This window comes from Nonomuraea sp. NPDC050643, assembly GCF_040654715.1.
In the GTDB taxonomy this organism is placed as follows: Bacteria; Actinomycetota; Actinomycetes; order Streptosporangiales; family Streptosporangiaceae; genus Nonomuraea.
In genome coordinates this window covers 134,111-160,453 of the sequence record NZ_JBFAIM010000013.1, presented here as the reverse complement: position 1 = coordinate 160,453, position 26,343 = coordinate 134,111, and the positions used below count along the sequence as shown (strand labels likewise).

Annotated in this window: 22 protein-coding genes and 1 other RNA gene; 18 read left to right on the top strand and 5 right to left on the bottom strand. The window is 71.2% G+C overall.

What is annotated here, in order from left to right:
- Positions 1–9: 9 nt before the first annotated feature.
- The 6 genes from ftsX (at position 10) to AB0I15_RS19300 (ending at position 5,007) form a co-directional block, all read left to right on the top strand.
- Positions 10–921: a permease-like cell division protein FtsX gene (gene ftsX, locus AB0I15_RS19325; RefSeq protein ID WP_358096845.1), complete on the top strand. Its 912-nt coding sequence runs from the start codon at positions 10–12 to the stop codon at positions 919–921.
- Positions 922–944: 23 nt separating this feature from the next.
- Entirely contained in the window at positions 945–1,412 is a 468-nt protein-coding gene (gene smpB / locus AB0I15_RS19320; protein ID WP_358096842.1) for an SsrA-binding protein SmpB, read from the top strand.
- A gap of 20 nt (positions 1,413–1,432) precedes the next feature.
- Positions 1,433–3,286 carry a penicillin-binding transpeptidase domain-containing protein gene (locus AB0I15_RS19315; RefSeq protein WP_358096839.1) on the top strand — a complete coding sequence of 618 codons (1,854 nt, stop codon included), beginning with the start codon at positions 1,433–1,435 and terminating at the stop codon, positions 3,284–3,286.
- A 321-nt stretch (positions 3,287–3,607) separates the two neighbouring features.
- Positions 3,608–3,991, top strand: a transfer-messenger RNA (tmRNA) gene (ssrA, locus tag AB0I15_RS19310).
- 339 nt (positions 3,992–4,330) lie between these two features.
- Entirely contained in the window at positions 4,331–4,582 is a 252-nt protein-coding gene (locus AB0I15_RS19305) for a hypothetical protein (protein ID WP_358096836.1), read from the top strand.
- Positions 4,579–5,007 (top strand): type II toxin-antitoxin system VapC family toxin, encoded by a 429-nt coding sequence (locus AB0I15_RS19300; RefSeq protein ID WP_358096833.1) that lies wholly within the window; start codon positions 4,579–4,581, stop codon positions 5,005–5,007. Before AB0I15_RS19305 ends, AB0I15_RS19300 begins: the two co-directional genes overlap by 4 nt.
- Before the next feature lie 333 nt (positions 5,008–5,340).
- Here the strand turns inward: AB0I15_RS19300 and AB0I15_RS19295 are convergent, their stop codons facing one another.
- On the bottom strand, positions 5,341–5,658 hold the full coding sequence (locus AB0I15_RS19295; protein WP_358096831.1) for a nucleoside triphosphate pyrophosphohydrolase: 318 nt from the start codon (positions 5,656–5,658) through the stop codon (positions 5,341–5,343).
- A gap of 211 nt (positions 5,659–5,869) precedes the next feature.
- On the opposite strand from AB0I15_RS19295, the gene AB0I15_RS19290 reads away from it, so the two are divergent.
- From AB0I15_RS19290 to AB0I15_RS19270, 5 genes are all read left to right on the top strand, one after another.
- Positions 5,870–6,733, top strand: a complete 864-nt coding sequence (locus tag AB0I15_RS19290; protein WP_358096828.1) for a hypothetical protein — start codon at positions 5,870–5,872, stop codon at positions 6,731–6,733.
- Positions 6,730–7,329, top strand: a complete 600-nt coding sequence (locus tag AB0I15_RS19285; protein WP_358096825.1) for a hypothetical protein — start codon at positions 6,730–6,732, stop codon at positions 7,327–7,329. The genes AB0I15_RS19290 and AB0I15_RS19285 overlap by 4 nt, the downstream gene beginning before the upstream one ends.
- Positions 7,330–7,404: 75 nt before the next feature.
- Positions 7,405–8,241, top strand: a complete 837-nt coding sequence (locus tag AB0I15_RS19280; protein WP_358096821.1) for a phosphatidylinositol-specific phospholipase C/glycerophosphodiester phosphodiesterase family protein — start codon at positions 7,405–7,407, stop codon at positions 8,239–8,241.
- 150 nt (positions 8,242–8,391) lie between these two features.
- Entirely contained in the window at positions 8,392–9,777 is a 1,386-nt protein-coding gene (locus AB0I15_RS19275) for a hypothetical protein (protein WP_358096818.1), read from the top strand.
- Positions 9,774–10,937, top strand: coding sequence for a hypothetical protein (locus AB0I15_RS19270; RefSeq protein WP_358096815.1), 1,164 nt, complete (start codon positions 9,774–9,776; stop codon positions 10,935–10,937). The genes AB0I15_RS19275 and AB0I15_RS19270 overlap by 4 nt, the downstream gene beginning before the upstream one ends.
- Here the strand turns inward: AB0I15_RS19270 and AB0I15_RS19265 are convergent.
- Positions 10,882–11,286, bottom strand: coding sequence for a hypothetical protein (locus AB0I15_RS19265; RefSeq protein ID WP_358096812.1), 405 nt, complete (start codon positions 11,284–11,286; stop codon positions 10,882–10,884). The two genes, AB0I15_RS19270 and AB0I15_RS19265, sit on opposite strands and share 56 nt — an antisense overlap.
- 101 nt (positions 11,287–11,387) lie before the next feature.
- Between AB0I15_RS19265 and AB0I15_RS19260 the strand changes: the two genes are divergently transcribed.
- The 5 genes from AB0I15_RS19260 (at position 11,388) to AB0I15_RS19240 (ending at position 18,194) form a co-directional block, all read left to right on the top strand.
- Entirely contained in the window at positions 11,388–12,368 is a 981-nt protein-coding gene (locus tag AB0I15_RS19260; RefSeq protein WP_358096809.1) for a GlxA family transcriptional regulator, read from the top strand.
- Between the two features lie 10 nt (positions 12,369–12,378).
- Positions 12,379–13,986, top strand: a complete 1,608-nt coding sequence (locus AB0I15_RS19255; protein WP_358096806.1) for a protein kinase — start codon at positions 12,379–12,381, stop codon at positions 13,984–13,986.
- A gap of 10 nt (positions 13,987–13,996) precedes the next feature.
- A complete protein-coding gene (locus AB0I15_RS19250; protein WP_358096803.1) occupies positions 13,997–16,984 on the top strand; it encodes a BTAD domain-containing putative transcriptional regulator in 2,988 nt (995 codons plus the stop codon).
- Positions 16,985–17,056: 72 nt separating this feature from the next.
- Complete coding sequence (locus AB0I15_RS19245) at positions 17,057–17,668, top strand: hypothetical protein (protein WP_358096800.1); 612 nt, start codon at positions 17,057–17,059, stop codon at positions 17,666–17,668.
- A complete protein-coding gene (locus AB0I15_RS19240; protein WP_358096797.1) occupies positions 17,652–18,194 on the top strand; it encodes an OmpA family protein in 543 nt (180 codons plus the stop codon). The genes AB0I15_RS19245 and AB0I15_RS19240 overlap by 17 nt, the downstream gene beginning before the upstream one ends.
- A gap of 1 nt (position 18,195) precedes the next feature.
- On the opposite strand, the gene AB0I15_RS19235 is transcribed toward AB0I15_RS19240, so the two are convergent.
- Together AB0I15_RS19235 and AB0I15_RS19230 are read right to left on the bottom strand one after the other, a co-directional pair.
- A complete protein-coding gene (locus AB0I15_RS19235) occupies positions 18,196–19,266 on the bottom strand; it encodes a trypsin-like peptidase domain-containing protein (protein WP_358096794.1) in 1,071 nt (356 codons plus the stop codon).
- Positions 19,267–19,284: 18 nt separating this feature from the next.
- Complete coding sequence (locus AB0I15_RS19230; protein WP_358096791.1) at positions 19,285–20,715, bottom strand: AMP-binding protein; 1,431 nt, start codon at positions 20,713–20,715, stop codon at positions 19,285–19,287.
- A 107-nt stretch (positions 20,716–20,822) separates the two neighbouring features.
- On the opposite strand from AB0I15_RS19230, the gene AB0I15_RS19225 reads away from it, so the two are divergent.
- The gene (locus AB0I15_RS19225) at positions 20,823–22,178 is read left to right on the top strand and encodes a hypothetical protein (protein WP_358096788.1); all 1,356 of its coding nucleotides are present in this window, start codon (positions 20,823–20,825) and stop codon (positions 22,176–22,178) included.
- Positions 22,179–22,242: 64 nt separating this feature from the next.
- Entirely contained in the window at positions 22,243–24,420 is a 2,178-nt protein-coding gene (locus AB0I15_RS19220) for an acyl-CoA dehydrogenase (protein WP_358096785.1), read from the top strand.
- Between the two features lie 12 nt (positions 24,421–24,432).
- Here the strand turns inward: AB0I15_RS19220 and AB0I15_RS19215 are convergent, their stop codons facing one another.
- Positions 24,433–26,274 (bottom strand): hypothetical protein, encoded by a 1,842-nt coding sequence (locus AB0I15_RS19215; protein WP_358096784.1) that lies wholly within the window; start codon positions 26,272–26,274, stop codon positions 24,433–24,435.
- Positions 26,275–26,343 lie beyond the last annotated feature (69 nt).

The window sequence follows — 26,343 nt, the reverse complement described above, 5'->3', positions numbered from 1 at the left end:
AAACACACCATGCGGGCGAATTTCATCTTCTCCGAGGTCTGGATCGGCCTCCGTCGCAACCTGACCATGACGATCGCGGTCATCATCACCGTGGCGGTCGGCATGGCGATGCTGGGCGTCGGCTTGATGATCAACGCCCAGGTCGGCATGATGAAGGGCTACTGGGACGACAAGATCGAGGTCTCGGTATTCCTGTGCAGCAAGGGAACGGCCATGCCGGCGTGCAATGGCAAGGCCATCACGCCCGTGCAGAGAAAGGCTCTCGAAGACCACATCCGGGGCACCCAGGGTGTGAAGGAAGTGTTCTTCGAGGACCAGGCGACGGCGTACGCGAACTTCAAGGAGGCGTACTCCGCCAACAAGGCTCTCGTCGACGTCGCCAAGGTCGAGGACATGCCGCCGTCGTTCCGGGTCAAGCTGGTCGACCCGAACAACTATCAGCCCGTCATCCAGGCGGTGAGCGGCCAGCCCGGCGTGGCCCAGGTCATGGACCACAAGCAGCTCATCGGCAAGTTCTTCGGCATGCTCGACAAGCTGTCCTTCGCGGCCCTGGCGGTCGCGATCACCCTGGTGCTGGCGGCGGCCCTGCTGATCGGCAACACGGTCCGGCTCTCGGCGTTCAACCGGCGCCGAGAAACCGGCATCATGCGGCTGGTCGGCGCGTCCAACCTCTACATCCAGCTCCCCTTCGTCATGGAGGGCACCATCGCGGGCCTGATCGGCGGCGTTTTCGCCGCGGTCATCCTGATCGTGACGAAGGTGTTCCTGTTCGAGGAGCTCGTGGCCTACTTCGCCGGAAACGGAACCGCCCAGCTCGGGTGGAACGACGTGGCCCAGACCATCACGATCACCATGGGCATCGGCGTGGTCATCTGTGTGCTGGCGTCGTTCCTGACGCTCCGCCGTTACCTCAGGGTGTAATGGATCGCCGGTAAAGTCGAAGCATGCCACGTGAGACCGGGCGGAAGGTCATCGCCCAGAACAAACGTGCTCGGCACGATTACCACGTCGAGGACACCTTCGAGGCGGGTCTCGTGCTGCAGGGCACAGAGGTGAAGTCGCTACGCGAGGGCCGCGCCTCGCTCGTCGACGGCTATGCCAGCATCGACGGCAACGAAGCGTGGCTGCTCAACGTCCACATCCCCGAATACTCCCAGGGGACCTGGACGAACCACGCCGCGCGGCGCAAGCGCAAGCTGCTGCTGCACCGTAAGGAGATCGAGAAGCTCGCCGCCAAGACGAAGGAGGGCGGGCTCACGATCGTGCCGCTGTCGCTCTACTTCAAGGACGGCAGGGCCAAGGTCGAGATCGGCATCGCCCGAGGCAAGAAAGACTGGGACAAGCGGCAGGCGCTGGCGGAGCAGCAGGCCAAACGGGAGATGGCCCGGGCCATGCGAACCCGCAACCGATGAGAGCGACGGCACCGTAACCGATGAGACGCGCCCGCCGCACTCTTGCCGCGACCGTCACCCTGGCGGTCGCGAGCATGACCCTGACCGGCTGCTTCGAGGAGTCGTCACCGCATGACGCGGTGCGCGACTTCCTCGTGGGCTGGCAGACCGAGGACTACGAGCTGGCCGCCGAGCGGACCGACGGCGACGTGGCGACGGTGCGCAAGGCGCTGGCCGACACGAAGCTGGAGCTCGACGCGGCCTCGTTCCGCTTCAAGATCACGAGCGTGAACGTGGGCGACGAGGAGTCCAAGGCAGGCTTCCACGCCGAGGTGGACCTCGGGGAGAACAACCCCCTGTGGGAGTACGAAGGGGCGCTGCCCCTGCATCTGGTGAACGGGATGTGGAAGGTGCGCTGGTCGCCCTCCGTGCTCCATCCCCAGCTCAAGGAGGGCCAGCGGTTCGCGGTCGAGACCGACCCCAAGCCGCGCCAGCCCGTGGTCGACAGGAGCGGCGACTCGCTGCAGAGCAACACCGTCCTCTACGTCGCCGGCGTCGTCCCCGCCAAGGTGGGCGACCGGGCGGAGGCGGTCGTCGCCAAGCTCTCCGAGGTCACCGGCTATGCCCAGGACCGCCTGCTGAGCCGGGTCAGGTCGTCTCCGCCCGACAACTTCGTACCGCTGGTGACGTTCGGGCGCTCGCGCTACCAGTCGATGCTCCCCAAGCTTGAGGCCATCGACGGCATCGACATCGAGCAGCAGAACCAGCCGGTGAACCCCGACGCGCCCCGGCAGATCGTGGGCAGCGTCAGCGCGCTCACGCCCGAGACCGAGCAGGAGCTCGGCGGCCCGCAGCGGGCCGGTGACTCGGTCGGCAAGAGCGGCCTGCAGCGGGCCTACCAGAACTACCTCACCGGCACCACGCACACCGCGGTCATCACCCTCGACCTGAAGACGGGCGAGCAGGTGGCCAAGCTCAAGGAATGGCCCGGCCGGCAGAACGTCTCGGTGAAGACCACGATCGACCGGGCCGCCCAGACGTCGGCCGAGCAGGCGGTGGCCGACACCTCGACCAGCGCCCTGGTGGCCGTGCAACGCGACACCGGCGAGATCCTCGCGGTCAGCACCAAGGGCGACCTGCACCAGGAGCGCGACGCGCTGGCCGGCAAGTTCCCGGCCGGGACGGCGTTCTCGATCGTGGCCGCCGACGCGCTGCTCAAGGCGGGGGTGAGCCCCAAACAGCGGCTGGCCTGCCCGCAGGAGCGCACGGTGGGCGGGGCCAAGTTCGTGCACGCCGGCCAGACCACGGGCATCACGACGTCGGCGACCTTCCAGGAGAACTTCGCCAAGGGCTGCGTGACCGCGCTGGCCTCGCTGGCCCGCCGGGTCACGGCCGCCGACCTCGGCGGCAGCGCCAAGGCGTTCGGTGTGGGGCAGCCGTGGCGGCTGCCGCTGAAGTCGTTCAGCGGGGCGCTGCCGCAGCTCTCCAGCGACGCCGAGAAGGCCAAGGCCATCGCGGGCCAGAACGTCCAGATGAGCCCGCTCGGCATGGCCCTGGTCGCGGCCGCGGTCGCGTCCGGCACCTGGCGCCCGCCCGTGCTGGTGACCGAGCCCAAGTCGCCCGACCCGGCGGCCGAGCCCGTACCGTCCGTCCAGCCGGCCCCGGTGCCCGTCGACCCGAAGGTCCGTACGGCGCTGACGGCCATGATGCGGGCCGGCGCGGCGGGAACCCCTGCCCAGGGCGGCAGGGGCAAGGTCTACGGCGTCACGGCCACGGCCGGCGACCAGCAGACCTGGTTCGTCGGCTGGCAGGGCGACGTGGCCATCGCGGTGCTGGCCAAGAACTACGACGCCGGAGCGGTGGCGGGCAGCTTCTTCGCGGGCCTCGGAAACTGACGCGAGAACCGCCTCGGAAACCGACTGTGAAAAGTTTGTCGCGCTGAGCAACCATTGCGGTGCCCGATTGCGTCTTACAGAGTGATTGGGCCCGCTCGGGGGGTTGCGGTCCCAATCGCCGTGATGAGACAGGACTTCATCTCGGGGGAAGTCCTGCCGTCCGGACCGGCTCGACCCTGCCGGTCGGCCCCCGGGAGCGCGAGCCTTATGCGCCACGCTCCCGGGGGTTTCGGCGTGAGGGAATCAAGTTGGCGTTGAGGGTGTTATCCCATGTACATTCAGGTTGTGCACCGCCTCCTGGAGGCGGTTGACAACTGCACAGGGGGTGACTGGCTTCGACTTTGGCCTTGCAAGCCAGGTGAAGCGGGCCGAGGACTGCGGACATAACCTCGTTAATCCTGTGACCGCAAACAACAAGTGCCAATTCCAAGAGCACTGTGGCGGCCAGGGACTCCCTGGCCCTCGCTGCCTAAGCAGCGAAACCACTGTCAGCCCGGGAGTGCCTTCGGCCCGGGGTCTGGCATCGCTAGAAGGCTCAACCGTTCGACCCGGCCACGGGGAAGATCGGGAAACTAAACAGTGGCTGAGCCCGTCGGCGACTTGCCTGCGTGATCGCCGGGGCTGAGAAAAACACAGCAGGCTGCGCCCGGAGAAGCCCTGACTTGGGGTTGAAGGACGCGGGTTCGATTCCCGCCACCTCCACTGTTCGTTGTGATGCGGCGGCACCCGTTACGGGTGCCGCCGTTTTCGCTTCAAAGGACTTCATAGGGACGCTTCGCGCTCGGGGGCTCAGGCGTTGCTTCCAGTCGAGCCGAGGGCTCGACCCCTGGAGGGCCTCCGCTTCGCTCCGGGCGCTTGTCTTTGGGGCCCGGGCTTCGCCCGCGCGTTCCCTGTTGACCGCTTGAACCAATGAATTCGTCGACCGGGGCATTGATCACTCTGACATCTCGCTGAAGATCATTATGATCACCCCGTGGTACATCGTGGTACAGGGGGTACGATCAAGCCATGGATGCTCAGAGGTCTCGGCCGACTGAGGTGAGCGTGCGCCAGTTCGTCAACGACTCCGGTAGTGTCACGCGCGGCTTGCGCGAGGGGAAGCGCTACATCTTGACGCTCAATGGTGAGCCGCTTGCCGAGGTCAAGCCGATCAAGCGTCGTCGGTTCGTTCCTACGACGGAGGCGCAGGCTGTCTTCGCCACTGCCCCGGCTGTCGACTGGGACGAGGTACGTGTTGATCTGGACACGGTAATTGATGATGACCTGCGTGATCCGTTCGAGGGGACCGGTCTGTGAGCCGGCACGAGCGAGGCGTCCTGGACACGAACATCGTGGCCGCCTTCAAGCTCTTCGATTCCGCTGAGCTGCCCGTGGAGTCGGCGATCACCGCCGTTACGTTGGGTGAACTGTCGCGTGGGCCGTACGCGACCGATGATCCGATCAAGCGGGCGGGGAGGGTCGCGGTCCTCCAGCATGCCGAGGCGGCGTTCGGCGATCCGTTGCCGTACGACGCCGAGGCGGCCCGGATGTTCGGGCAGCTTTGTGCCGTCGTGTACGCGCAAGGCCGACAGCCCCGGAGCCGGACCGCCGACTTGATGATCGCCGCGACAGCCGCCAGCAACGAATTGCCGTTGTTCACGGCGAACCCCAAGGATTTCGACGGCTTGGAACGGCTGGTGGATGTGGTCGCGGTGATGCGACCTCACGGCGCGACAGGCTAGCGCAAGAGAAGTCAGTGTTGCCCGGGAGGACGATGGCGAGTGGCTGTTCGACAGTTTCGCGAGAAGCCGTTCTTCGGGCCCGATTCGGTCAAGATGGGGTGCCGCCGTTTTCGCTTTCTGCGAGGGCCGGCGGCGGACCAGCGCGCTGTCGGCGATCCGCACCTGGTGGTGGCCCTCGTAGCGGCCTCTCTTCGCTCCAAGGCTCAGAGATCGGTGACCAGCTTGACGGGTCGCCGCGTCAGGTGTGCTGTCCGGTCTCGGTGAGTAGCTGCTGCACCTCGGCTGCACGCGTTGACGGTGTCCTTCTTCGTCTTGGTGCCGGCAGCCGCCCGGTCAGCGGTTTCCCTTCCAGACGATGCGGCAGGCGAAGCCGCCGCGCTCCGCGGCCTTGGCCTCGCGGATCTTCTCCAGTTCGTCGGCGTCGACGCCCAAGTCCGCGGCCAGGGCGCGCACCACCTCGAGCACGTCGGCGAGTTCGCCCGGCCCGTTCGCCTCATCCGCCGCGAGGAACTCGGCGACCTCCTCGCCCAGCTTGTCCCGCAGCCTGATGCGGTATTCCGCCGCCTCTGCGATGTGGATCACCGGCTCCGCCCCGCCGGCTCGAATGATCGCCGGAATCAGGTCTCGCACCAGCTTGCCGTTGCTGTCCACTGCCTTCTCCCAGGCCGGTGATGCCGGGCGGCCCCTCGTCCCGCCCCTTCTCCGTGACGCAATAGCTTACGAGAAGGCCGGCTGTGATGGCGTCGGCTGGGCGCCCGTACGGGCGCGGGTTCGTCACAATTGGCGACTCTGTCACCACTCATTGCTGTACGTGTGCTTAGGTATTGCTTTGACTAAATGTGTGCCGGAGTGGGGTTGAAGGGTGTCAAGGTACGACTGGCGTCACTCGGTGTTCGCGCCCGTGGTGGCCCTGATGGTGGCCGCCGTGCTGATGGTGGCAGGGGCGGTCGAAGCGTTGCTGGTGGCCGTGGGGGCGACCACGGCGCCGGTGGCCGCGGAGTTGGTGGTCACGCTCATCATCGCGGTGTTCCTGACCACCGTTCTCAGGATCGTCAGGGCCGTACCGGACATCAGGCGGGAGAGCGCCGCGACGGCGCGGGCCGTGACGAACATCGGGGCGGTGAAGCCTGGTGAGGAGACGCTGGTAGGGCGGCGGCTCAAGCTGTTCAAGGAGGCCGCCGAGGCCGGGAACGACTGTGAGGCGGTGCTGAGCGCCCGCTCCGCGCTGGACGAGAGCGAGATGGCCAACAAGCACCATCTCGACCACGCGCTGATCTGGGCCCTGCCGGTCTTCGGGTTCATCGGCACCGCGCTGACCATGGGCGCGATGGTGAACTCGTTCTCGAACGCCCTGGACCGCCAGGGCGACCCCGGCGTGCTGATCGCCGCCCTCAAGCAGTACGTGCTGCCCGAGCTCGCCTCCGCGTTCGGCGTCACCCTGGTCGCGCTGTTCCTGAGCGTGCTGGCGTTCGGCGCGATGGCGCTGGTCGAGCGGGCCGAGCGGGCCGCCGTGGTCGAGGCGGACGAGGTGTTCCTCGTCTACGTCGCGCGCCTGCCCGCCAAGCAGGCGGCTCCGGCCATGAGCGGGCTCACGCAGGAGCTGGCCGCGTCCAGGGGCAGGACCGAGGAGCTGACCAAGGGCCTCGACGCGCTGCGCACCGCCGTCGAGCGGCTGAGCGCCGCCGAGAGCCGGCCGCAGAAGTACACGCTGGTGAGGGAGCCGTGAGGAGGCGGGCCGTCAGGTCGTTCGCCCCGCCGCTCGACCTGCGCTTCATCGATCTGTTCATGGCCATCGTGCTGGCGCTGTCGTTCGTGGCGATCATGCTGACCGTCGTGGCCCGCATGCTGCCGACGGAGACCGCCACGCCGCCTCCGCGGCAGGAGAAGAGCGTGGCCCAGCTCAAGAAGCAGCTCGACGCCGCCGTGGCGGCACAGCGGAAGGCCGAGACCGAGCTGCGTACGACGCAGGCGCAGATCGCCGAGCAGAACGCCTTCGCCCTGCCCTGGTGGCTGATCGGGTTCTGCGCGCTGCTCGGCGTGCTGGCGGTGTTCATGAACTGGCGGATCCGGCTGTGGCAGAAGGGGAACCTGCCGCGCCTGCGGAGCTGGCTGCTGGTGACCGTGGTGGTGGCCGTGGTCACGGTGGTGATCAGGTCGCTGAGCGACAGCCAGGGCTATCTGCTGCTCGCCGAGATCCCGTGGTGGGCCGCCGACGTGCTGTGCCTGGGGTTGATGCTGGTCGCGTACGTGCTGATCTCCGACCTCCGGGCCGGTCAGACCACGCTCGGCCAGATCAAGGCACGGACGCTCCCCGGTCGTTAGGCGGAATTTCACTTCTGTCACACTTTTCCCACTTAACGTGGCACGCATCCCTGACACCCCTCGTAAGGAGATGCGATGCTGCTGAGAGCCCTGGGCGCGCTGGTCGCCGCCGGAGCCGTGCTTCTGACGGCACTTCCCGCGTCGGCCACCGCCGCCCCGCCGCTGAGGCGTGCGCACGCGCACAACGACTACGAACACGAGCGGCCGCTCCTGGACGCCCTCGACCACGGGTTCACCAGCGTCGAGGCCGACATCTACCTGGTGGAGGGCGAGCTGCGGGTCGGCCATGACCCCGAGGACCTGCGGCCGGGCCGTACGCTGCAGTCGCTCTACCTCGATCCGCTGGCCCAGCGCGTACGGCGGCAGGGCGGCGTCTTCCGCGGCAGCCGTCAGCAGCTCCAGTTGCTCGTGGACATCAAGAACAACGGCGCTGCCACCTACACCGAGCTGGACAAGGTGCTGCGGAACTACCGCAAGCTGCTCACCACCTACCACAAGGGCAAGGTCAGGCCCGGCGCCGTGACCGTGGTCGTCAGCGGCGACCGGCCGCGCGAGCTCATGGCCGCCCAGCAGCGGCGCTACGCCTTCTACGACGGGCGGATGAGCGACCTGGGGCAGGGGAACGCCTCGTTCGTGCCGCTGATCAGCGACAACTGGACCAGCCACTTCACCTGGATGGGCGAGGGCGAGATGCCGGCCGCCGAACGGGACAAGCTGCGCCAGATCGTGGCCACCGCCCACCGCGACGGGCAGCGCGTACGCTTCTGGGCCACCCCCGACACGGCCGGCCCCGCCAGGGAGGCGCTCTGGCGTGAGCTGGTCGCGGCGGACGTCGACCACCTCAACACCGACGACCTGGCCGGGCTGGAGAGCTTCCTGCGGGCCGCCGACGACGGCCGGGCCGCGGCGTAAATCGCATCGCATCCGTGGGAAAGCCCCGGTAAGGTCCGAGATCAGACTGGCCGCGGGACTTCGGTGCGACTTCCGGAAACCGCTTGTAACGCGACACTTCGCAGCTCGTGCCCTCATTCCCCGGCCAGTCGACAGACTCCGGGGGAGCCGATGGACACCTATGCCGACCTGATCGAATGCGAAGACGTGCTGCTCTTCGCGAACGCGGCGATCACCTCGACCGGCCAGCGCGAGTTCCACAGCGCGGCCGGCGAGCAGCGGCTCTCCCTCGACTTCCTGCACCGCTACATCCAAGGCAACTATCCCGACCTGTACGCCGCCACGCTGGCCCTCGACATCAACGACCACAACGCCGCCCTGATCATCGCCAACCTGCTCGGGCAGCGCGGCGGCGCGGGCGACGGGCGGCTGATCGCCTGGCGGCTGGGCCGGATGAGCCCGCCCCGGGTCTACCGGCTCTTCCAGGGGCTGCGCCGCGACGGCGTCAACAACCGGCGCACCAGGGCGCTCATCCGCGACTGGCTCGCCGGCCGCCCCGACCTGGCCTTCGACGCGGTGAAGTACCGCTCGGCGGTCAAGTCGGCGGTGCGGCACGCGCACCTGCGGCCCGCGGGCGAGCTGGGCGACTTCCTGTTCGCGCCGTTCAGCCGCCCCCGGTACGACACGCCGGTCCTGGAGGCGTGGCGGCGGGCGCACTACGACAAGAAGGCCCTGTACGAGCTGCCCTACACGGTCGCCGAGGGCTTCGCCGCCCGCCACGGCATCAACCGGGCGACCTTCCTCGAGCGCATCGCGCCCCGCCTGACCCGGCTGGAGCGGCTGCGGCTGACGGAGTCGGCGGCGGGGGACGGCGTGGACACCCAGGCGGACCTGGCCGCGATGCCGCTGGTCAGGCTGGCCTCCTACGTGCTCTCCCTGGCCGCCGACGTGCGCGAGCGGCGGCGGGAGGAGCTGGTGGGCGCGCTGCGGGCCTCGGCGGCGCGCGCGGCCGGGGCGCGGGCGGGCACCTGGGGGAGCGTGGCGGCGGTGCTCGACGACAGTTTCTCCTCGTTCGGCTCGCCGGTGAAGCGCCGCCGGCCGCTCGCGGTCGCGCTGGCCTGCCACTACCTGCTGGAGGCGCTGGCGGGGTCGTACCGGGGGCTGTGGCTGTCGCGGGTGGGCGATCCGCTGCGGGTGCGGCCGACCGGGCCGACGCCGCTGGGGCGGCGCGTCATCGACGCGCTCGAGCGGCGGCCCGGTCTGCTCGTCATCGTCTCCGACGGCTGGGACAACGCGCCGCCCGGGCTGGCGGCCGAGGTGCTGCGCGTCTGGCGGCGCAAGCTCGATCCGGAAGGGGAGGTCGGCATCGTGCACGTGAACCCCGTCTTCGACGCCGGGCAGATCGAGGTCAGGCGGCTGTCCACGCTGGTGCCGACCGCGGGCATCCGGGACGCCGAGGACCTGCCCGCGCTGGTGGAGCTGGCCCGGTTCGCGGAAGGGCGTACGGGGCTGGGGGAGTTGCGGGCGTACCTGGCGGAGCGGGCGGCGGGGCGATGATCGACCTCACCGGGCTGGAGACGCGGCCCGCGCAGACCTGGGGCGCGCTGCGGCTGGTCCCGCTCGTACGCCGTGAGCCCATCGTGGACCTACGCCTGCACGCCAAGGTGTACGGCGACGAGCTGTCCGTCGTCTCCCTGCCGGACAGGACGAGCTACACCGCCTACGTGCCCCACGCCTTCGTCGCGACCTGGAGCGACGACGACACCCCCGCCGCCGCGTACGGGACCCAGCTCGACCGGCCGCTGCGCAGCATGCCCGTCAGGACCCGGCGCAAGATGGCCCGGCGGGTGGACAGGAAGCGGCTCAGGTTCCTGCCGCTGCACCTGGCCGTGGAGGGCTTCCTCGCGCTGCACTTCGGCGGCCCCGAGATCGCGTGGGAGGAGTGGTCGCGCGAGGCGATCTCGCACGGCCTGTCCCCGCGCGTCGAGGACGCCTACATCGGCGCCGAGGTGCGCGGGCTGGACGACGCGCTCAAGGTGTTCGAGATCTATCCGGGGCAGTGCGGGCTGCTGCTGTACGCCGCCGACTCACTGGCCTGCGCCTTCGTGGTGCCGCACCCGGAGGACTACCGGACGCTGCACCCGACGCTCGTCCGCGACATGTACGGCGAGCTGATCTACGACTACGCCCTGTTCCACCCGGCCGCCGACTTCCCCGCCGTGATCGACGACAGCCAGGTCTCCTCGCCGGCCGATCTGCGGGCCCAGGCGGAACGCCACGAGCGGGAGTGGGCGGAGTTCCACGACTCGGTGATGGCCGGCCGGCTCCTCCGCGCCCCCGCGCGGGTGGAGGAGGTCTACCGGATGGGCCGCTACACGCTGAGCCGCTTCCTGCCCGGATTCGAGCGGAAGGTGGAGAACCACATCGGCGAGACGATCACCGACGAGGAGGGACGGCTGGCCTACCTGAAGACGTTCCGGCTGTCGGAGGCGCAGATCCGGCGCGGGCACCTGCTGAGCACGCTGGCCGAGCACGGCTGGAGCATGCGCGACACCGCCGCGAGCCTGCGGATCAGTGAGGCGTCGCTGGGGATGCGGCTGCGCCAGGCCGGGTTCGGGCACCTGCTGCGGCAGGACGTCCTCGACGGCTATCGCAAGCAGGTCAATGAGCGCACCCGGCGTACTCGTCGAGACGGCGCAGCATCGCCACCAGCATGAGCGGGAACATCGCCACGTGCGCCACCATCATCAGGCCGTGCGCGTCGATGACCCCCAGCCACAACATCGGGTAGAGCGGCACGGCCGGCACGAACATCACCGCGCACATCTCCAGCGTGGCGGCCCAGCCGTGCCCGCGGATCCGCATCCACACGGCCATGCCGACGGACATGTTGAACGCCATCAGCAGGTATGCCGGCTCCGGCTGCGCGCCGTGGGAGAACTCCAGGCCGAGGGCGGACTGCAGCATGCCGAGCCCGAACATGCCCACGAACATGGCGATGATCATCTCGACGTAGTGGAGGGCGAACCGGCCCCAGCGGCGGCCGGGCTTCGTGGTCGTCGTCATGCTCAGACTGTGGCGGCAGCCGTGGCCCGGTGCCAAGAGCAGGGGCGGGGGGAGGTCCGAAAACTTGGGTTCTTGGTCCTTCGGACCCTACAGTCGGTGCCATGGAGCCGAGGCGGGTCGTGGTGGTGGCGTACGAGGCGGCGGAACTGCTCGACATCGCCTGCGTCACCTCGACGCTGGAGGGCGCGAACTGGCACGGGGCGGCACCTTACTACGAGTATCGGGTGGCCACGCCCGGCGGCCACGCCATCACCACCGGGACCGCCCTCGTTCTGCAGGCCCAGCTCGCCCTGGAACGGGTGACGGGGCCGCTCGACACGCTGCTGGTCTCCGGCGGGATCGGCAACGAGGACGCCGCCGCCAACCCGCTGATCGTCGGCCACGTCCGCCGGCTGGCCCGGGAGAGCCGGCGGGTGGCGTCCGTGTGCACGGGGGCGTACATCCTGGCCGCGGCCGGCCTGCTCGACGGGCGGCGCGCCACCACGCACTGGAAGCAGGCGCAGGTGCTGGCCGGCCGCTTCCCCGACGTCACCGTGGACCCCGACCCGATCTTCATCCGCGACGGCAACGTCACCACCTCCGCCGGCGTCACGGCCGCGCTCGACCTCACGCTGGCCTTCGTCGAGGAGGACAACGGCACCGAGCTGGCCAGGACCGTGGCCAGGAACCTCGTCACCTACCTGCAGCGGCCCGGCAACCAGGCGCAGATGAGCATGTTCGTGGACGCGCCCTCGCCGGCCAACAGCCTGGTCCGGCGGACCATCGAGCACATCGCCGCCCACCTGCGCGAAGACCTGACCACGGCCACGCTGGCGGCCGAGGCGGGCGTCAGCGAGCGCCACCTCACCCGGCTGTTCCTCAAGCACCTGGGCCAGACGCCCGGCCGTTACGTCCGGCAGGCCCGCACCGAGGCCGCCGCCCACCTGCTGGCCTCCACGTCGCTGCCGATGGCGACGGTGGCGGTGCGGTGCGGGTTCGGGACGGCGGAGACGCTGCGGCAGGCCTTCCTCGACCGTTACGGCATCCCGCCGTCGCGCTACCGGCTCACCCAGGGGCCGGTTCGCATGTCCGTTACTGGCTAATGTGTCTGCGATGAACGGTGACCGGGTCATAGGCGGGTACGCGCTGCGGCGCCTGCTCGGCCGGGGCGGCATGGGCGAGGTGCACCTCGCCGCGACGCCCACCGGCGGCCTGGCGGCGGTCAAGCTCATCCACCCGGCCCTGGCCCGCGACCCGGCGTTCCGGCGGCGGTTCGAGCGGGAGGTGGCCGCGGCCCGGCGGGTGGCCCGGTTCTGTACGGCTCCCGTGCTCGACGCCGGGATCGACGGCGACGTCGCCTACCTGGTCACCGAATACGTCAAGGGGCCCGACCTGGCCCAGGCCGTGCACGAGCAGGGGCCGCTGTCGGGCGGGAACCTGGAGGCGCTGGCCGTGGGCATCGCGACCGCGCTGAGCGCCATCCACGGGGCCGGGGTGATCCACCGGGACCTGAAGCCCTCCAACGTGCTGCTCTCGCCGCTCGGGCCCCGGGTGATCGACTTCGGCATCGCGCAACTCGTGGGCAACGACGGCCTGGCCAGCCAGGCGATCCTCGGGACGCCCGCGTTCATGGCGCCGGAACAGGTGCTCGGTGAGCCGCTCACGCCCGCGGTGGACGTGTTCGCCTGGGGCGCGGTGATCGCGTTCGCGGGCACGGGGCGGCTGCCGTTCGGGGACAGGGAGGCGCTCTACCGGATCGCGCACGAGGAGCCCCGGCTGGACGGGCTGGACGAGGAGATCAGGGCGGTGGTGGCGCGGGCGCTGGCCAAGGACGCCCGCCTGCGCCCGACGGCCCAGCGGCTGCTGGCCGACCTGGTGGGCGGCACCCGCCTGGCCGCGGCCACCGAGGTCGTCGAACGCACCTGGACAGGAACCGTCCCCTCCGAGCCCCGTCCCACCGCCGCCCCGTCGCCGCTCGGTGGCGCAGGTCCCCGGCCGGTGCCGCCGGGCAGGGCGGTCACGGTGGCCGAGCCTGGGCGGCCCGCGGCGGAGCCCGGGTGGCCCGTGGCCGGGCCGCGGGTGCGGCGGCGGTGGTGGCCGTGGGTGGCGGGGGGCGCCGTGGTGGTGCTCGCGGTGGCCGCCGCTGCCGCCGTGCCGCTGCTCTGGCGGCAGACCTGGCCGTACGAGGCCGGGTTCGGGTCCTGGGCCGTCGGGACGTCCGAGGGCGGGAGCGCGCGGCTGGCGGGGCCCGGCTACGAGCTGGCCGTGCGGCCGGGCTGGCGGTTGTGGAAGTCGGCCCCCTTACGAGAGCCCGACGGCGGCGTGATCGTCAGTGCGAAGGCCACCCTGGAGGAGGGCGACGGGCAGTACGGTGTGTGGTGCCACGGCTCGGCGAGCTCCGGAGACCGCTACGAGTTCGGGGTGAGCGGCACGGGCGAGGTCACGATCGTCAAGCGCCGCACGGGCACCGAGGGCAGGACCCTGTACGGCCCGGCGAACGCCGGAAGCACGGCCCCCGACCGCATCGTGGCGGAGTGCGGCCAGAGCGGAAGCAAGGTGACGCTACGCATGTGGCTGAACGAACGCCTGGTCGCCGAGGTGTCCGACGCCGACGCGCCCTACGGGCCCAGCGAGGCCGGCGTGCACGCGGCCTCCGGCGACACCGCTCCCGCACGCGTCCGCTTCGACTCCTTCGCCGCCAGACCGGCGACCGGCGGATGATGGGGAACGGGTGAACGTCCGGTTCGGCGTGCTCGGGCCGCTGCGGATCGACGGCGGCCAGGCCCCGGGACCGGCCAAGCACCGCGCGCTGCTGGCGGCGCTGCTGCTGTCGGCCCGCGAGCAGGTGCCGGTCGAGCGGCTGATGTCCGTGGTCTGGGACGACCGGCCGCCCGCGTCGGCGGAGTCGGTGCTCAGGGTGTACGTCAGCGCGTTGCGCAAGCTGGTCGGCGGCATCGTCACCGTGCCCGGCGGCTACCGGCTCGAGGTCGAGCGGGACGACGTCGACTGCCACCGGTTCGAGCGGCTGGTCGCCGAGGCCAGGCGGTCACGGGCGGCGGGCGAGGCGGCGCGGGCGGCAGGCGAGGTGGCCCGGGAGGCGGGCGAGGTCGCTCGGGCGGGTGGTGAGTTGGCGCGGGCGGCGGATGAGATCGCGCGGGCGGCCGGTCTGTTCGCGGAGGCGCTGGGTCTGTGGCGGGGGCAGGCGCTGGCCGACGTCGAGTCGTCGGTGCTCCGCCGGGCGCACGGCGTACCGCTGGAGGAGTTGCGGCTGACCGCGCTGGAGGAGCGCGTGGAGCTGGACCTGCGGCTGGGCAGGGGCGCCGAGGTGGTGGGGGAGCTGCGGGCGCTGGTCGGCGCGCATCCGCTGCGCGAACGCGCCTGGGTGCGCCTCATCGAGGCCCTGCACCAGGCGGGACGCAGGTCGGAGGCGCTGGGGGCGTACCAGGACGCGCGGCGCACGCTGGTCGACGAGCTGGGGCTGGAGCCGGGCGCCGAGCTGACCGCCGCCCACCAGCGGGTCCTGACGGGCGACGACCCACGAACGCACGGCCCCGGCCACGACCACGAGCGGGACGACGCCTGGCGGGACGATGGTGTGCGGTGGGGTGACGGCCGCGCGGGGGGTTTGGCCGCCGAGGTTGGGCGGCTTGTGACGGTTGATGAGTTGCCGCCTGACATTTCAGACTTTGCCGGGCGTCGGCAGGCGCTCGACTGGATCGCGCGGACGGTCGCGGAGAACCCCTCGGCCCCCGTCCACCTGATCCTGCACGGCCCGCCCGGATGCGGGAAGTCGGCCGTGGCCGTGCACGCCGCCACCGGTCTGGAGCGCCCCGACGGCCGCCTCTACGCCTCACTCGGCGCCCGCCCGCCGGGAGCCGTGCTCGAAGACCTGTTGCGCTCGCTCGGCTGCCCCGACGGCGCCGTGCCGCCCGCGCTCGACGAGCGGGTCCGCCTCTACCGCAGCATGACGGCCCGCGAGCGGCTGCTCGTCGTGCTGGACGACGCCGCCGACGAGGCCCAGGTACGCCCCCTCCTCCCCACCGGCCCGGGCAGTGTCACCCTGGTCACGAGCCGGTCGCCGCTGGCCGGGCTGGAGGCGGCGCGGGCGTACGAGCTGGGGGTGCTCGACCAGGACGAGGCCCTGGCCATGCTCGGCGGCGTGGCGGGGCACGAGCGGATCCACGCCGAGCCCGAGGCCGCCCTGCGCATCGTCCGGCTCTGCGGCCACCTGCCGCTCGCCCTGCGCATCGCCGGATCCCGCCTGGCCAGGAAGCCGGGCTGGACGCTCGAGCACCTGGCGGGCCGGCTGGGCGACGAGCGGCGCAGGCTCGACGAGCTCAGCGCGGGAGACCTGGCCGTACGCGGCAGCCTCGCGCTCGGCTACCGCGGCCTGCCCGACCCCGAGCGGCGGCTGCTGCGCGAGCTGGGCGCCCTGTCCGCGCCCGACTTCGCCCCCTGGGCGCTCGGCGCGGACCTGGAGCCGCTGGCCGAGGCCGGGCTGCTGCAGTCGCGTGGCCTCGACGAGGCGGGCCAGGAACGCTACGGCTGGCACGACCTGACCAGGCTCTACGCCGCCGAACGCCTGGCGGAGGAGGACGGCGGCCCGGCCGGCGTGCTGGCGGCCAGGGCCGGGCTGATCCTGGAGCGCACCAGGCAGGCCAGGGAGTCCCTGCTCCCCGCCGAGCCCGGCTCCGGCCGCACCGAGGTCCACCTGCCCGGACACCCCGGGGCGAGCCTGGAGACCGGCTGGCTGCGGCAGGAGGCCAGGTGGCTGAGCGCCGAACGCCGGTTCCTGGTGACCTGCGTCGAGGACTTCTCCCGGACCGGCCTGTACGAGCCCGCGTGGCGGCTGGCCTTCTACCTGGTCCCGCTGTTCGAGCTGGGCGCACACCACGACGACTGGCACACGACCACGGCGACCGGACTCGACGCGGCCAGGACGGCGGGTCACCGGCACGGCGAGGCGCTCCTGCTGCGCGGCCTGGCCGACCTGCACCGGGCGGAGGGCCGCACGGAGGCGGCGGCCGCGGCGCTGAGGGCCGCCCAGCCCTTGGTGGAAGGGCTGGAGCTGGCCCGGATCACCCTCAGACTGGGCCTGCTCCAGGCGGACGCGAACACCGCCTCCGCGCGGGCGCGTGAGGCCGAGCGGGCGTTCGTCCGGGCCTTGCGGGTGTTCGACGAGGCCGGCGACCGGCGTGGGCGGGCGGACGCCTTACGGGCGTTGGGCGCGCTGCGCGGGGATGAGGGGGCGCTGAAGGAGGGCCTGGCCGCGTACCAGGAGCTGGGTGATCTGAGGGGTGAGGCGGAGGCGCTGCTCGACCTGGCCAGGCTGCATCTCGCCGCGCGCCGCCACCCCCAGGCCCGCGACTGCGCGGAACGGCGGCTGCGCGTCAACCGCCGTCTCGGCGACCGGCTGCCCGAGGCGGTGGCGCTGCTCGTCCTGGCCGAGATCGCCCAGGCGGAAGGGACCCCGGCCGCCGCGGCGCAGGCCGCGCGACAGGCGCTGGAGACGTTCACCTCGTACGGCGACCGCAGGTACGCCGCCCGGGCCCTGCTGGCGCTCGCCCGGGCGGCGCTGGCGCTGGACGACCTCGATGGTGCGGTTGAGACCCTTATGCGAGCTATGGGAGAGTTTGACGGCCTCGGTGATGAACAGGGCAAGGCCGAGGCCGTACGGCTTGAGCGGGAGGCCCGCGGGCGGCGTGGTCGGCGGATATAGCCGACTATGCGGATCCTGAAGGTCGTTCTCCTACGGTGAGGGCCACATTCCCGACGACGAAGGTGACACATCATGCGAAAGACGATCGCGCTGGCTGTCGCGGCCGTCGCGCTGGCAGGTTGCGGCGTGCTCCCCGGCCGGCAGGGCGGCGGCGGCGAGGAGAAGCAGGCCCCGGCCGCCTCCGCCGGGCAGGAGCCGTCCGCCACTGTCACGGCCACCTCCACGGAGATGGCCACCGACACGGCCACGGAGCCGCCGCCCGCCAAGCCGGAGCAGGTGATCGCCCAGCGTGAGGTCAAGGTCGGCGACGGCGACATGCACGGCAAGGCCAGGGCGGAGATCACCGCGCTCAAGCGCCAGGGCAAGCTCCTCAGCCTCGCCTGGACGATCACCGCGACCGACGGCAAGGTCAACATGCACAACGGCATGGGCTCGGCGACGCTCGACTACACCGTCTCCGCCGTCTCCCTGATCGACCCGGTCAACGCCAAGCGCTACCGGGTGGCCCGCAACGGCACGGGGGAGGACGCGCAGTGCGTGTGCTCCGACACCCAGGGGCAGTTCCTGGAGAAGGGGGAGGCGTCCACGCTGTACGCCGTGTTCGCGGCCCCGCCCGTCGACGTCACGAAGGTCAACGTCGAGATGCCCATGATCGGCGTGATCACCGATGTTCCGATCTCTTAGCGCGGCACTGGCCCTCGTCCTGTCCCCGACGCCGACGCCCAGTGCGCCGGCGGACGCCGTCGGCGCGGTCGAGACCCTGGTGCTCCCCGTCGAGGACATCATCGGCGAGGTCGAGTCGATGGACGGCACGGAGAGCGAGTCCAAGCAGGGGCGGCAGGTGACGGTCGCGGTGACCAGCGACGTGCTGTTCGCGCTGGACAAATGGCAGCTCGGCGCCAAGGCGAGGCAGCGGCTCGGGCAGGTGGCCGAGAAGGTGGAGGCCGAGGGCGCGGGCGGGGTCGTCAAGATCGAGGGGCACACCGACGACCAGGGGCAGGACGCGTACAACGTGACGTTGTCGCGGCGGCGGGCGCAGGCCGTGGAGTCCGTCATGCGCGGGCTGCTGTCCGGCGCGGGTGTCACCCTCCAGGCTCAGGGGTACGGCGAGAGCCGCCCCAAGCTGCCCAACATGATCGACGGCAGGCCCGTGGAGAAGAACCGGGCCAAGAACCGCCGCGTCGAGATCGTCTTCACCGCCAAGCAGTGACTCACTCGCCGGGCAACTGGCCCAGGGGCACGTTGAGGGTCTGCGTCGTGCCGCTGGCGCGGATCACGCCCACCTTGACCCGATCGCCGGGCCGCAGAGCCGAGAGCGTCTCGGAGAGGTCCGCCATCGTGGGCGTCTCCTTGCCGTCGATCGAGGTGATCATGTCCCCGGCGCGGATGCCGGCCTTCTGAGCGGCCCCGCCCGGCTCGACGCCGGCCACGCCCACCCCGGCGGGCCGGCCGTCGGAGCCGACGACCGTGCTGCCCCGGATGCCGAGCGCGGCCCGGTGGGTGTTGGTGACCTTGCCGTTCTCGACGATCTGGGCCGCGATGTCGGTCGCGGTGTTGCTCGGGATCGCGAAGCCGATGCCCGGCGCGGCGCCGCCGCCCAGGTCCGGGTCCGTGGCCGCGAGCGTCGGGATGCCGATCACCTGGCCCGACAGGTCGACGAGGGCGCCGCCGCTGTTGCCCGGGTTGATCGCGGCCGAGGTCTGGATCGCCCCGGCGATGGTGGCCCCCGGCGAGCCGGGGTTCTCCGGCTCGGTGACCGTGCGGCCGAGCGCCGAGACGATGCCGTTCGTGACGCTGCCCGACAGGCCCAGCGGGTTGCCCATGGCGAGCACGATCTGTCCCACCCGCAGCTTGGACGAGTCGCCGAACTTGGCCGGCCGGAGCCCGTCGGGCTTGTCCACCTTGATCACCGCCAGGTCGCCGGCGGCGAACGACTTGATCAGCCTGGCCGACCGCGGGGCGCCGCCCGTGGCGATCGTGACGTTCATCTCCTTGGACTGGCCGACCACGTGGGCGTTGGTGACGATGTGGCCCTTGGAGTCGTACACGATGCCGGAGCCGAGGCCGACCTTGGTGTTGATCTGCACGATGGATGGCAGCACGTTCGTGATGACCCGCTCGTACGCCGCCTCCAGCGTGTGCACCGAGGTCGTGGGCGAGACCGACGGGGTGGCCGGTGCGCGCGTCGCGGTTGGCGTGGCCGTGCCCCTGCTCGCGGGGGGAGGGCCGCAGCCGGTGAGCAGTACGACAGCGGCGGCCAGTCCTGCGGCGAGCTCCCTCATGGGGGGCATCTGCCCATATCAACCCGAAAGATACGTTTCCCGGACGTTCCGCCTGCTCAGCTTGCCGGTCGGCGTCCGGGGCAGCGACTCCCGGTACTCGATCAGGCGCGGGTGCTTGAGCCGGGCCAGCCGGGGCGCACAGTGCCGCAGCAGCTCGGCCGTGAGCTCCTCCCCGCCGGAGACCCCGGCCGTCGGCTGGACGAGGGCCACGACCTTGTGCCCCCACTCGGCATCGGGCACCCCGATCACCGCCACGTCCGCCACGGACGGGTGCTCGAGCAGCGCCGCCTCGATCTCGGCCGGGTAGATGTTGACCCCGCCGGAGATGATCAGGTCGGTCCGCCGGTCCAGCAGGAACAGGTAGCCGTCCGCGTCGAGGTAGCCGATGTCGCCGGGCGTGTAGTCGCGTCCGCGCATGGCCGCCGCCGTCTTGTCCGGGTCGCGGTGGTACTCGAAGCGGTTGATGCCGCCGATGTAGACCAGGCCGGGCTCGCCGGGGCCGACCTCCCGGCCGTCCTCATCGACGATCGTGAACGCCATCCCGTCGAGGGCCCTGCCGACCGTGCCCGGCCGGGCCAGCCACTCCCGCGACGAGACCATGGTCGCCACCGCCGCCTCCGTGGAGCCGTAGTACTCCCACAGCACGGGACCCAGCCAGTCGATCATGGCCTGCTTGGTGGCCGGCGGGCACGGGGCGGCCCCGTGGTAGAGGTGGGTGAGGGACGACAGGTCGTACGAGTCCCGGTCCGGCACCGCCAGCAGCCGGTGGAACATCGTGGGCACCATGAACGCGTTCGTCACCCGATGCCGCTGGATCAGCTCCAGCGCGGCGGCGGCCTCGAACCGTTCGGGCGCCACGATCGCGTGCCCGAGCTGCAGCGCCATCATGGCCTGCCCGTACGGCGCCGAGTGGTAGAGCTGCGAGCACACCAGGTGCACGCCGCCCACCGGCAGCCCGAAGTGCCGCCAGCTCTTGCGCATGAGGATCGGGTACAGCTCCTCCGGCGTCAGGTCCAGCAGCCGCCTGCGCACCCCTTTGGGCCGCCCGGTGGTGCCGGAGGTGTAGAGCATCATCGACCCGGCGCGGCGATGGGCGGGCGCGGTGTCCGGCTGCCCGGCCACGAGCTCGTCCACGGTGAGGGTCTGCGGCGAGACCATCACCTTGGCCCCGCAGTCGGCCACGATGTAGTCGATCTCTTCGGCGGTGAAGTGCCAGTTGACGGGAACGAGGTACACCCCGATCTGGTACGTCGCCAGCATCATGGTGAGCGCGTCGAGCCCGTTCTTCAGCACGGTCACCACGCGGTCGCCCGGAGCGGCTCCGCGCGAGGTCAGGCCGTTGGAGGCGCGGTTGGCGCGGGCGAGCAGCGCTCCGTAGGTCGTGCCCACGTCACCGAGGAGGGCGGGGCGTTCAGGGTCGTCGGCGGCGATCTCGTAGAAACCCCTCATGTCCGCAGACCTTACAGAATTAGATTCTGCAGGGGGAATAGAGGAATTATCCCGCTCCGTGGTGACGTAACCTCAAGGCCATGGCGGACGACGGCGACCAGGGACCTATGTATGACTCACCGACCACTCCGTTCCGCAAGATCGTCCTGCCCGCGGAGGAGACGATCCGGATCTCCCGGCCGCCCACACCGGGACCGTCCAGCCCGGTGAAGCCGCCCGCCAAGGCCGCCGCCCAGCAGCCGGCCCAGGCCCCCGCCCAGCCGCCCGCCCAGTCGCCTGCCAAGGCGCCCACCAAGGCGACCGCCAAGCCGCCCACCCAGAAGCCCGACCAGAAGCCCGACCAGAAGCCCGCGCAGGCACCCGGCCAGAAGCCCGCTCAGGGCGCGAGCCCGGCACCGGCGCAGACGCCCGCCCAGGCTCCGGGCCAGACGCCCGCCCAGCCGCAGGGCCGGCAGCCGGGCCAGGCGCAGGGCCAGGCTCAGGGCCAAACGCCGGGCCAAACGCAGGGCCAGGCTCAAGGGCAAACGCCGGGCCAAACCCAGGGCCAGACGCCGGGGCAGGCGCCGGGACGGGCTCCGGTGCCGCCGCCGTATCGGCCGGTGTGGCCTCCGGGCCCGCCGCCCCAGGGCGGAGGGCCGAACGCCGGCCAGCAGTCGTTCGGGCAGCCGTCGCAGCCCCTGATGCCGCTGCCGTCCAAGCCTCCGGCGCGCGGCCTCGGCGACATCCCGATCAAGGTCGTCTACCTGCTCGGCGCCATCCTCGCGACCGTCCTGGCCGTCGTGCTGATCTTCGTGGTGTTCTCCGGCGACGTCCCCTCCCGCCAGGCGGCGAACGAGGACGTGGTCCGGGTCGCCCCCGTGCCCACCACCGCCGCCCCCACCCCGTCGGTCACCCCGACCGCCACTGAGAGCGCGATCGTGCTGCCCCCGGTGCCGTCGAGCAAGGCGTACGCCAGGCTGTCCGGCACGGCGTCCGTCGTCACCGGCATCATCAGCGACAGGACCGTCGGCATCAGCTACCCGAGGCTGGCCGCGCCGTGGAAGGCCAGATCGTTCTCGCCGTTCTCGATCGCGCAGCGCATCGGCAAGGTGGCCGTCCCGAACACCGTGATCGCCTCGGCCATGTACCCCGGCGAGTCGCCCGAGAAGAAGCCGTCCTCGAACGCCGACTACCGCGACCTCGCCACGCAGGCCGCCCGCTGGGCGATCCGCACCCAGTACCCCGCCGGCGCCAAGCTCGACGCGTGGACCGCCTCCAAGAAGATCCCAGTAGGCAAGGGCTGGACGCTCGGCTACAAGGTCACCTACACCGTCGCCGGCAAGGAGATCGAGGCCCAGGCCATGGTGACGGTCGTCGAGGTGGGCAAGACGAAGCCGGCGATGCTCCTGGCCTCGATCCCCGAGGGGAACAAGCAGCGCTGGCGTGACCTGAACACCCTTGCCGAACAGGTTCGTCCGCTCTAGGCCAGAAGCATGCTCTAGAATATGATTCTGGGCATGGACGTGGACCTGGCTGGAGGATGAGCACATGGCTATCGGGTTGAGCGAGGAGCACGAGGCGCTCCGCGAATCGGTGAGCGGCTGGGCCGAGCGGAACATCCCCTCGGAGCTGCTGCGCGCCGGGTCGGACGGGCGTCCCCCGTTCTGGCCGGGCCTGGCCGAGCAGGGGCTGCTCGGGCTGCACGTGCCCGAGGAGCACGGCGGGTCCGGCTACGGGTTGCTCGAGGCCGCCGTGGCCGTCGAGGCGCTGGCCGAGCGCATGGCGCCGGGGCCGTTTGTGCCGACCGTGCTGGCCAGCGCCGTGATCAACGCCTCCAAGCGCCCCGAGCACCTGGAGTCGTTCGCGGACGGGACGCTCACCGGCGCGGTCGCGTTGACCGGGACGCTGAGCGGCACCCGCACCGAGGACGGCTCACTGATCGTCTCCGGAACGGCCGAACCCGTGCTCGGCGGCTCGCTGGCCGACGCGCTGGTGCTGCCGGTGACCACGCCCGACGGTGAGGAATGGGTGATCGTCGACGCGTCCGCCGCCACCGTCACCGAGCTGAAGTCGCTCGACCTCACCAGGCCGGTGGCCAAGGTGGAGCTGTCCGAGGTGACCGTGCCCGCCGAGGGCATCCTGGGCGGCGTCGAGAGCTCCGACGTCCACGACCTGGCCGCGATCCTGCTCGGCGCCGAGGCGGCGGGCCTGGCCTCGTGGTGCGTCACGGCCGCCGCCGGCTATGCCAAGGTACGCGTCCAGTTCGGCCGCCCGATCGGCCAGTTCCAGGGCATCAAGCACAAGCTCTCCCGGATGCTGGTCGCGCTGGAGCAGGCCCGCGCCACGGTGTGGGACGCCACCCGCGCGGAGGGCCAGGAGCTGCGCTTCGCCGCCGCGGTCGCCGGGGTGATGGCCCCCGACGCCGCCGTCCAGTGCGCCAAGGACGCCATCCAGACCTTCGGCGGCATCGGCTACACCTTCGAGCACGACGTGCACCTCTACTACCGCCGCGCGCTCACCCTGCGCGCCCTGCTCGGCTCGTCGGCCGAGTGGGCCGCCACCGTGACCTCGCTCTCGCTGCAGGGCGTGGCCCGCGAGATGGAGATCGACCTGCCCGCGGACGCCGAGGAGCTGCGCGAGTCGATCCGGGCCGAGGTCGCGGAGATAGCCCGGCTGGAGGGCAAGGAGCAGAAGCGGGCGCTGGCCGGTCGCGGCTTCGTCATGCCGCACCTGCGCGGGCCGTGGGGTCGCGACGCCAAGCCCCTGGAGCAGGTGCTCATCGCCCAGGAGCTCAAGGCCGCCAAGGTACGCCTGCCCGCGATGATCATCGGTGCCTGGGTGGTGCCGTCCATCGCCGCGTACGGCACCCAGGAGCAGCAGGAACGCTTCCTGCCCAAGACGCTCAGCGGCGAGATGATCTGGTGCCAGCTCTTCTCCGAGCCGGGCGCCGGGTCCGACCTGGCCTCGCTGCAGATGAAGGCCGAGCAGGTCGAGGGCGGCTGGAAGCTCAACGGCCAGAAGATCTGGACCTCGGTCGCCCACGTGGCCGAGTGGGGCATCTGCATCGCCCGCAACTCCAGCGAGGGCTCCAAGCACGAGGGCATCACGTACTTCCTGATCGACATGAAGGCCCCCGGCGTCACTGTCAGGCCGCTGACCGAGATGACCGGCGAGAACCTGTTCAACGAGGTCTTCCTCGACGACGTGTTCGTGCCGGACGACCTGGTCGTGGGTGAGGTCGGCGAGGGCTGGAAGGTCGCCCGCAACACCCTGTCCAACGAGCGCGTCTCGCTGTCGTCCGGCTCGGGCGGCACCGGCGCGTCCGTGCCCGACCTGCTGGGCCTGATCGGCCGGCTGGGGCGGGAGCTGACGCCGGCCGAGGAGCAGCGGGTGGCCGAGGTGGTCTGCGAGGGGCACTCGATCAACGCGCTGTCGCTGCGGGTGACGCTCAAGCAGCTCGCCGGGTCGGAGCCGGGCGCGGACGCCTCCGTACGCAAGCTGCTGTCCACCTCCCACGCCCAGCACGTGTCCGAGTCCGCGGTGGAGCTGCTCGGCACGGCCGCCGTGGTGGCCGCCGACATGAAGCTCGGCGACGCCGGTTACTGGAACCGGGCCGTGCTGGCCACCAGGGCGATGACCATCTACGGCGGCACCACCGAGGTGCAGCTCAACATCATCGCCGAGCGCATGCTCGGCCTGCCCAGGGACCCCGAGCCCGGCAAGTGAGGTGAGCCCGGCCTATCCCCCCACGGCCTGCGGGGGGATGGGCGCGGCGTTCCCGGCGGGCGTGGGAAGCCCGATCTGGATCTCCCCGACGCAGGCGCCCGAGCCGGTCGGCGCGCTGATGGCCAGCTCGGGACCCTCGCCCTGGATCCGGGCGAACGTCCTGCCGAGGCCCTTGCCCGCGACCGCCTGCGTGCGGCCGAGCCCGAGGCGTACCGACAGGGTGGTCTCTTTCGCGTTCAGGTAGGAGATCTGGACCGTCCAGTCGCCGCCGCGCATCGGCCGCGGCAGGGGGAAGCGGACCTCCTGCGTGCCGACGGGCACGCACGTGGCGCCCTGCGGGACGAGCACGCCGTCGATGGCCACCGGCAGCAGCCGGCCCCGCTCGTCGAACATGAGCGGGTTCGCCACCGGGCCGGTGAGCTGCTTCAGCCACGTCACCGGCTGCCGGTCGGGCACGCCGAGCAGCTTGGAGTGGCGGGCGTAGTCGTGGAAGAAGGCCGCGGCGGCGACCGTGGACGGCACGTGCGTGTCCAGCACGACCGCGCCCTGGGGCACGCGCGAGAGCGCCAGCCTGGCCGTCTCCACGTAGCTCCTGGCGGTCCTGCCGAGCGGCCGGTCGGCGTACGCCGTGACCGACCAGATCGAGCCCGCCGTGACCACGGCGGCCAGCGGCACCCACGCCCACCTCAGCCGTGACGGCGGGCGCAGCCACGGCCGCTCCTCGCCCTCCAGCGGGATGCAGGCCAGCCCGATCACGAGGGTGGCGACCACGGCCGTGGCGGCCAGGTAACGCAGCTCGAAGCCGAGCACCCCGGGCCCCAGGATCTCGATCCGCCCCAGCAGCACGGGGATCACGTCGGCGAGCAGGTAGTAGCCGAGCAGCACCAGCCAGGCGAGCCAGGCCCGCCGCCGGTATCGCACGGAGATCGTCACCGCCACGGCCGCGACGGCGAGCGCGACCCAGGCCAGCGGCTCGGGGGTGGCGGCCATGGCGTAGTCGTCGCCGATCGGCCGCCACGTCCACGGCCCGCCCAGCATGGTCGGCACCAGGCCGCGGAAGCCCAGGATCCAGGCGAACTCGACGCCCACCCCGATGTCCGGGAGGTCGGGTGTCTGCGTCGAGTTGTTGATCTGCACGGAGCTGTAGAGCCCGGTGAAGAAGACCACCGAGTACGCCGCCAGGATCGCCGCGTACGGCAGCCAGGCCCGCCACAGCCTCCTCCAGGAGACCCCCAGCCAGCCGACGGTGACGACGAACAGCAGCACCGGGATGAACGCCGCCTTGACGAAGAACAGCAGCCCGAACACCGTCCACGCGCACGCCGCCACCACGTGACGAGTGCGCCCGTCCCGCACGTACAGCACGTGGGCCGACAGCGCCATCGGCAGCGCCAGTTGCAGCGGCAGCGTCTCCAGCACGGCCGCCCACCAGGACAGGGACGGGACCGTCATGGGTGTGAGCAGGTAGAACCCGAGCGGTAGCAGGATCGCCGGCCGCGCCCCGAACAGCAGCCGCAGCAGCCGCAGCACCGCCAGGCTCGCCGCGGCCTGCAGCGCGATCGTCATCGTGTGGGCGAGCACCTCGTTGTAGCCGCCGAGGCGGGCCATCGCCCAGGAGATGCCGAAGCCCCCGGGCAGCAGGTGGCCCACGTCGACCCACATGAGGTAGTCCCACGTGAAGCCGCTCTCCTGGCCCCTGATGATGTAGTGGAAGTCGTCCTGCCGGAAATAGGTCTGCCTGACCAGCTCGAACTTCCACACCAGGTGCACCGCGACCATCACCAGGCCCGCGGCCAGCACCGCGTCGCCGCCGCGTGACCGGTGACGTACCCCCGTGACCGTCATCGTCGCCATCGCCCCGTGCCTCCCGGCGAAGCTAACCATGTGACGGTCATCGGTGGAATGCCCGTATCCCGGTTGTGA

What these genes read in the sequence shown, in the direction of transcription:
- AB0I15_RS19280 (WP_358096821.1), top strand. Translation starts at nt 7,405, where the DNA reads ATGCTGCTGAGAGCCCTGGGCGCGCTGGTCGCCGCCGGAGCCGTGCTT.
- AB0I15_RS19240 (WP_358096797.1), top strand. Translation starts at nt 17,652, where the DNA reads ATGTTCCGATCTCTTAGCGCGGCACTGGCCCTCGTCCTGTCCCCGACG.
- AB0I15_RS19215 (WP_358096784.1), bottom strand. Translation starts at nt 26,274, where the DNA reads ATGGCGACGATGACGGTCACGGGGGTACGTCACCGGTCACGCGGCGGC.
- AB0I15_RS19315 (WP_358096839.1), top strand. Translation starts at nt 1,433, where the DNA reads ATGAGACGCGCCCGCCGCACTCTTGCCGCGACCGTCACCCTGGCGGTC.
- AB0I15_RS19235 (WP_358096794.1), bottom strand. Translation starts at nt 19,266, where the DNA reads ATGAGGGAGCTCGCCGCAGGACTGGCCGCCGCTGTCGTACTGCTCACC.
- AB0I15_RS19265 (WP_358096812.1), bottom strand. Translation starts at nt 11,286, where the DNA reads ATGACGACGACCACGAAGCCCGGCCGCCGCTGGGGCCGGTTCGCCCTC.
- AB0I15_RS19255 (WP_358096806.1), top strand. Translation starts at nt 12,379, where the DNA reads ATGAACGGTGACCGGGTCATAGGCGGGTACGCGCTGCGGCGCCTGCTC.
- AB0I15_RS19260 (WP_358096809.1), top strand. Translation starts at nt 11,388, where the DNA reads ATGGAGCCGAGGCGGGTCGTGGTGGTGGCGTACGAGGCGGCGGAACTG.
- ftsX (WP_358096845.1), top strand. Translation starts at nt 10, where the DNA reads ATGCGGGCGAATTTCATCTTCTCCGAGGTCTGGATCGGCCTCCGTCGC.
- AB0I15_RS19230 (WP_358096791.1), bottom strand. Translation starts at nt 20,715, where the DNA reads ATGAGGGGTTTCTACGAGATCGCCGCCGACGACCCTGAACGCCCCGCC.
- AB0I15_RS19245 (WP_358096800.1), top strand. Translation starts at nt 17,057, where the DNA reads ATGCGAAAGACGATCGCGCTGGCTGTCGCGGCCGTCGCGCTGGCAGGT.
- smpB (WP_358096842.1), top strand. Translation starts at nt 945, where the DNA reads ATGCCACGTGAGACCGGGCGGAAGGTCATCGCCCAGAACAAACGTGCT.
- AB0I15_RS19270 (WP_358096815.1), top strand. Translation starts at nt 9,774, where the DNA reads ATGATCGACCTCACCGGGCTGGAGACGCGGCCCGCGCAGACCTGGGGC.
- AB0I15_RS19225 (WP_358096788.1), top strand. Translation starts at nt 20,823, where the DNA reads ATGTATGACTCACCGACCACTCCGTTCCGCAAGATCGTCCTGCCCGCG.
- AB0I15_RS19275 (WP_358096818.1), top strand. Translation starts at nt 8,392, where the DNA reads ATGGACACCTATGCCGACCTGATCGAATGCGAAGACGTGCTGCTCTTC.
- AB0I15_RS19220 (WP_358096785.1), top strand. Translation starts at nt 22,243, where the DNA reads ATGGCTATCGGGTTGAGCGAGGAGCACGAGGCGCTCCGCGAATCGGTG.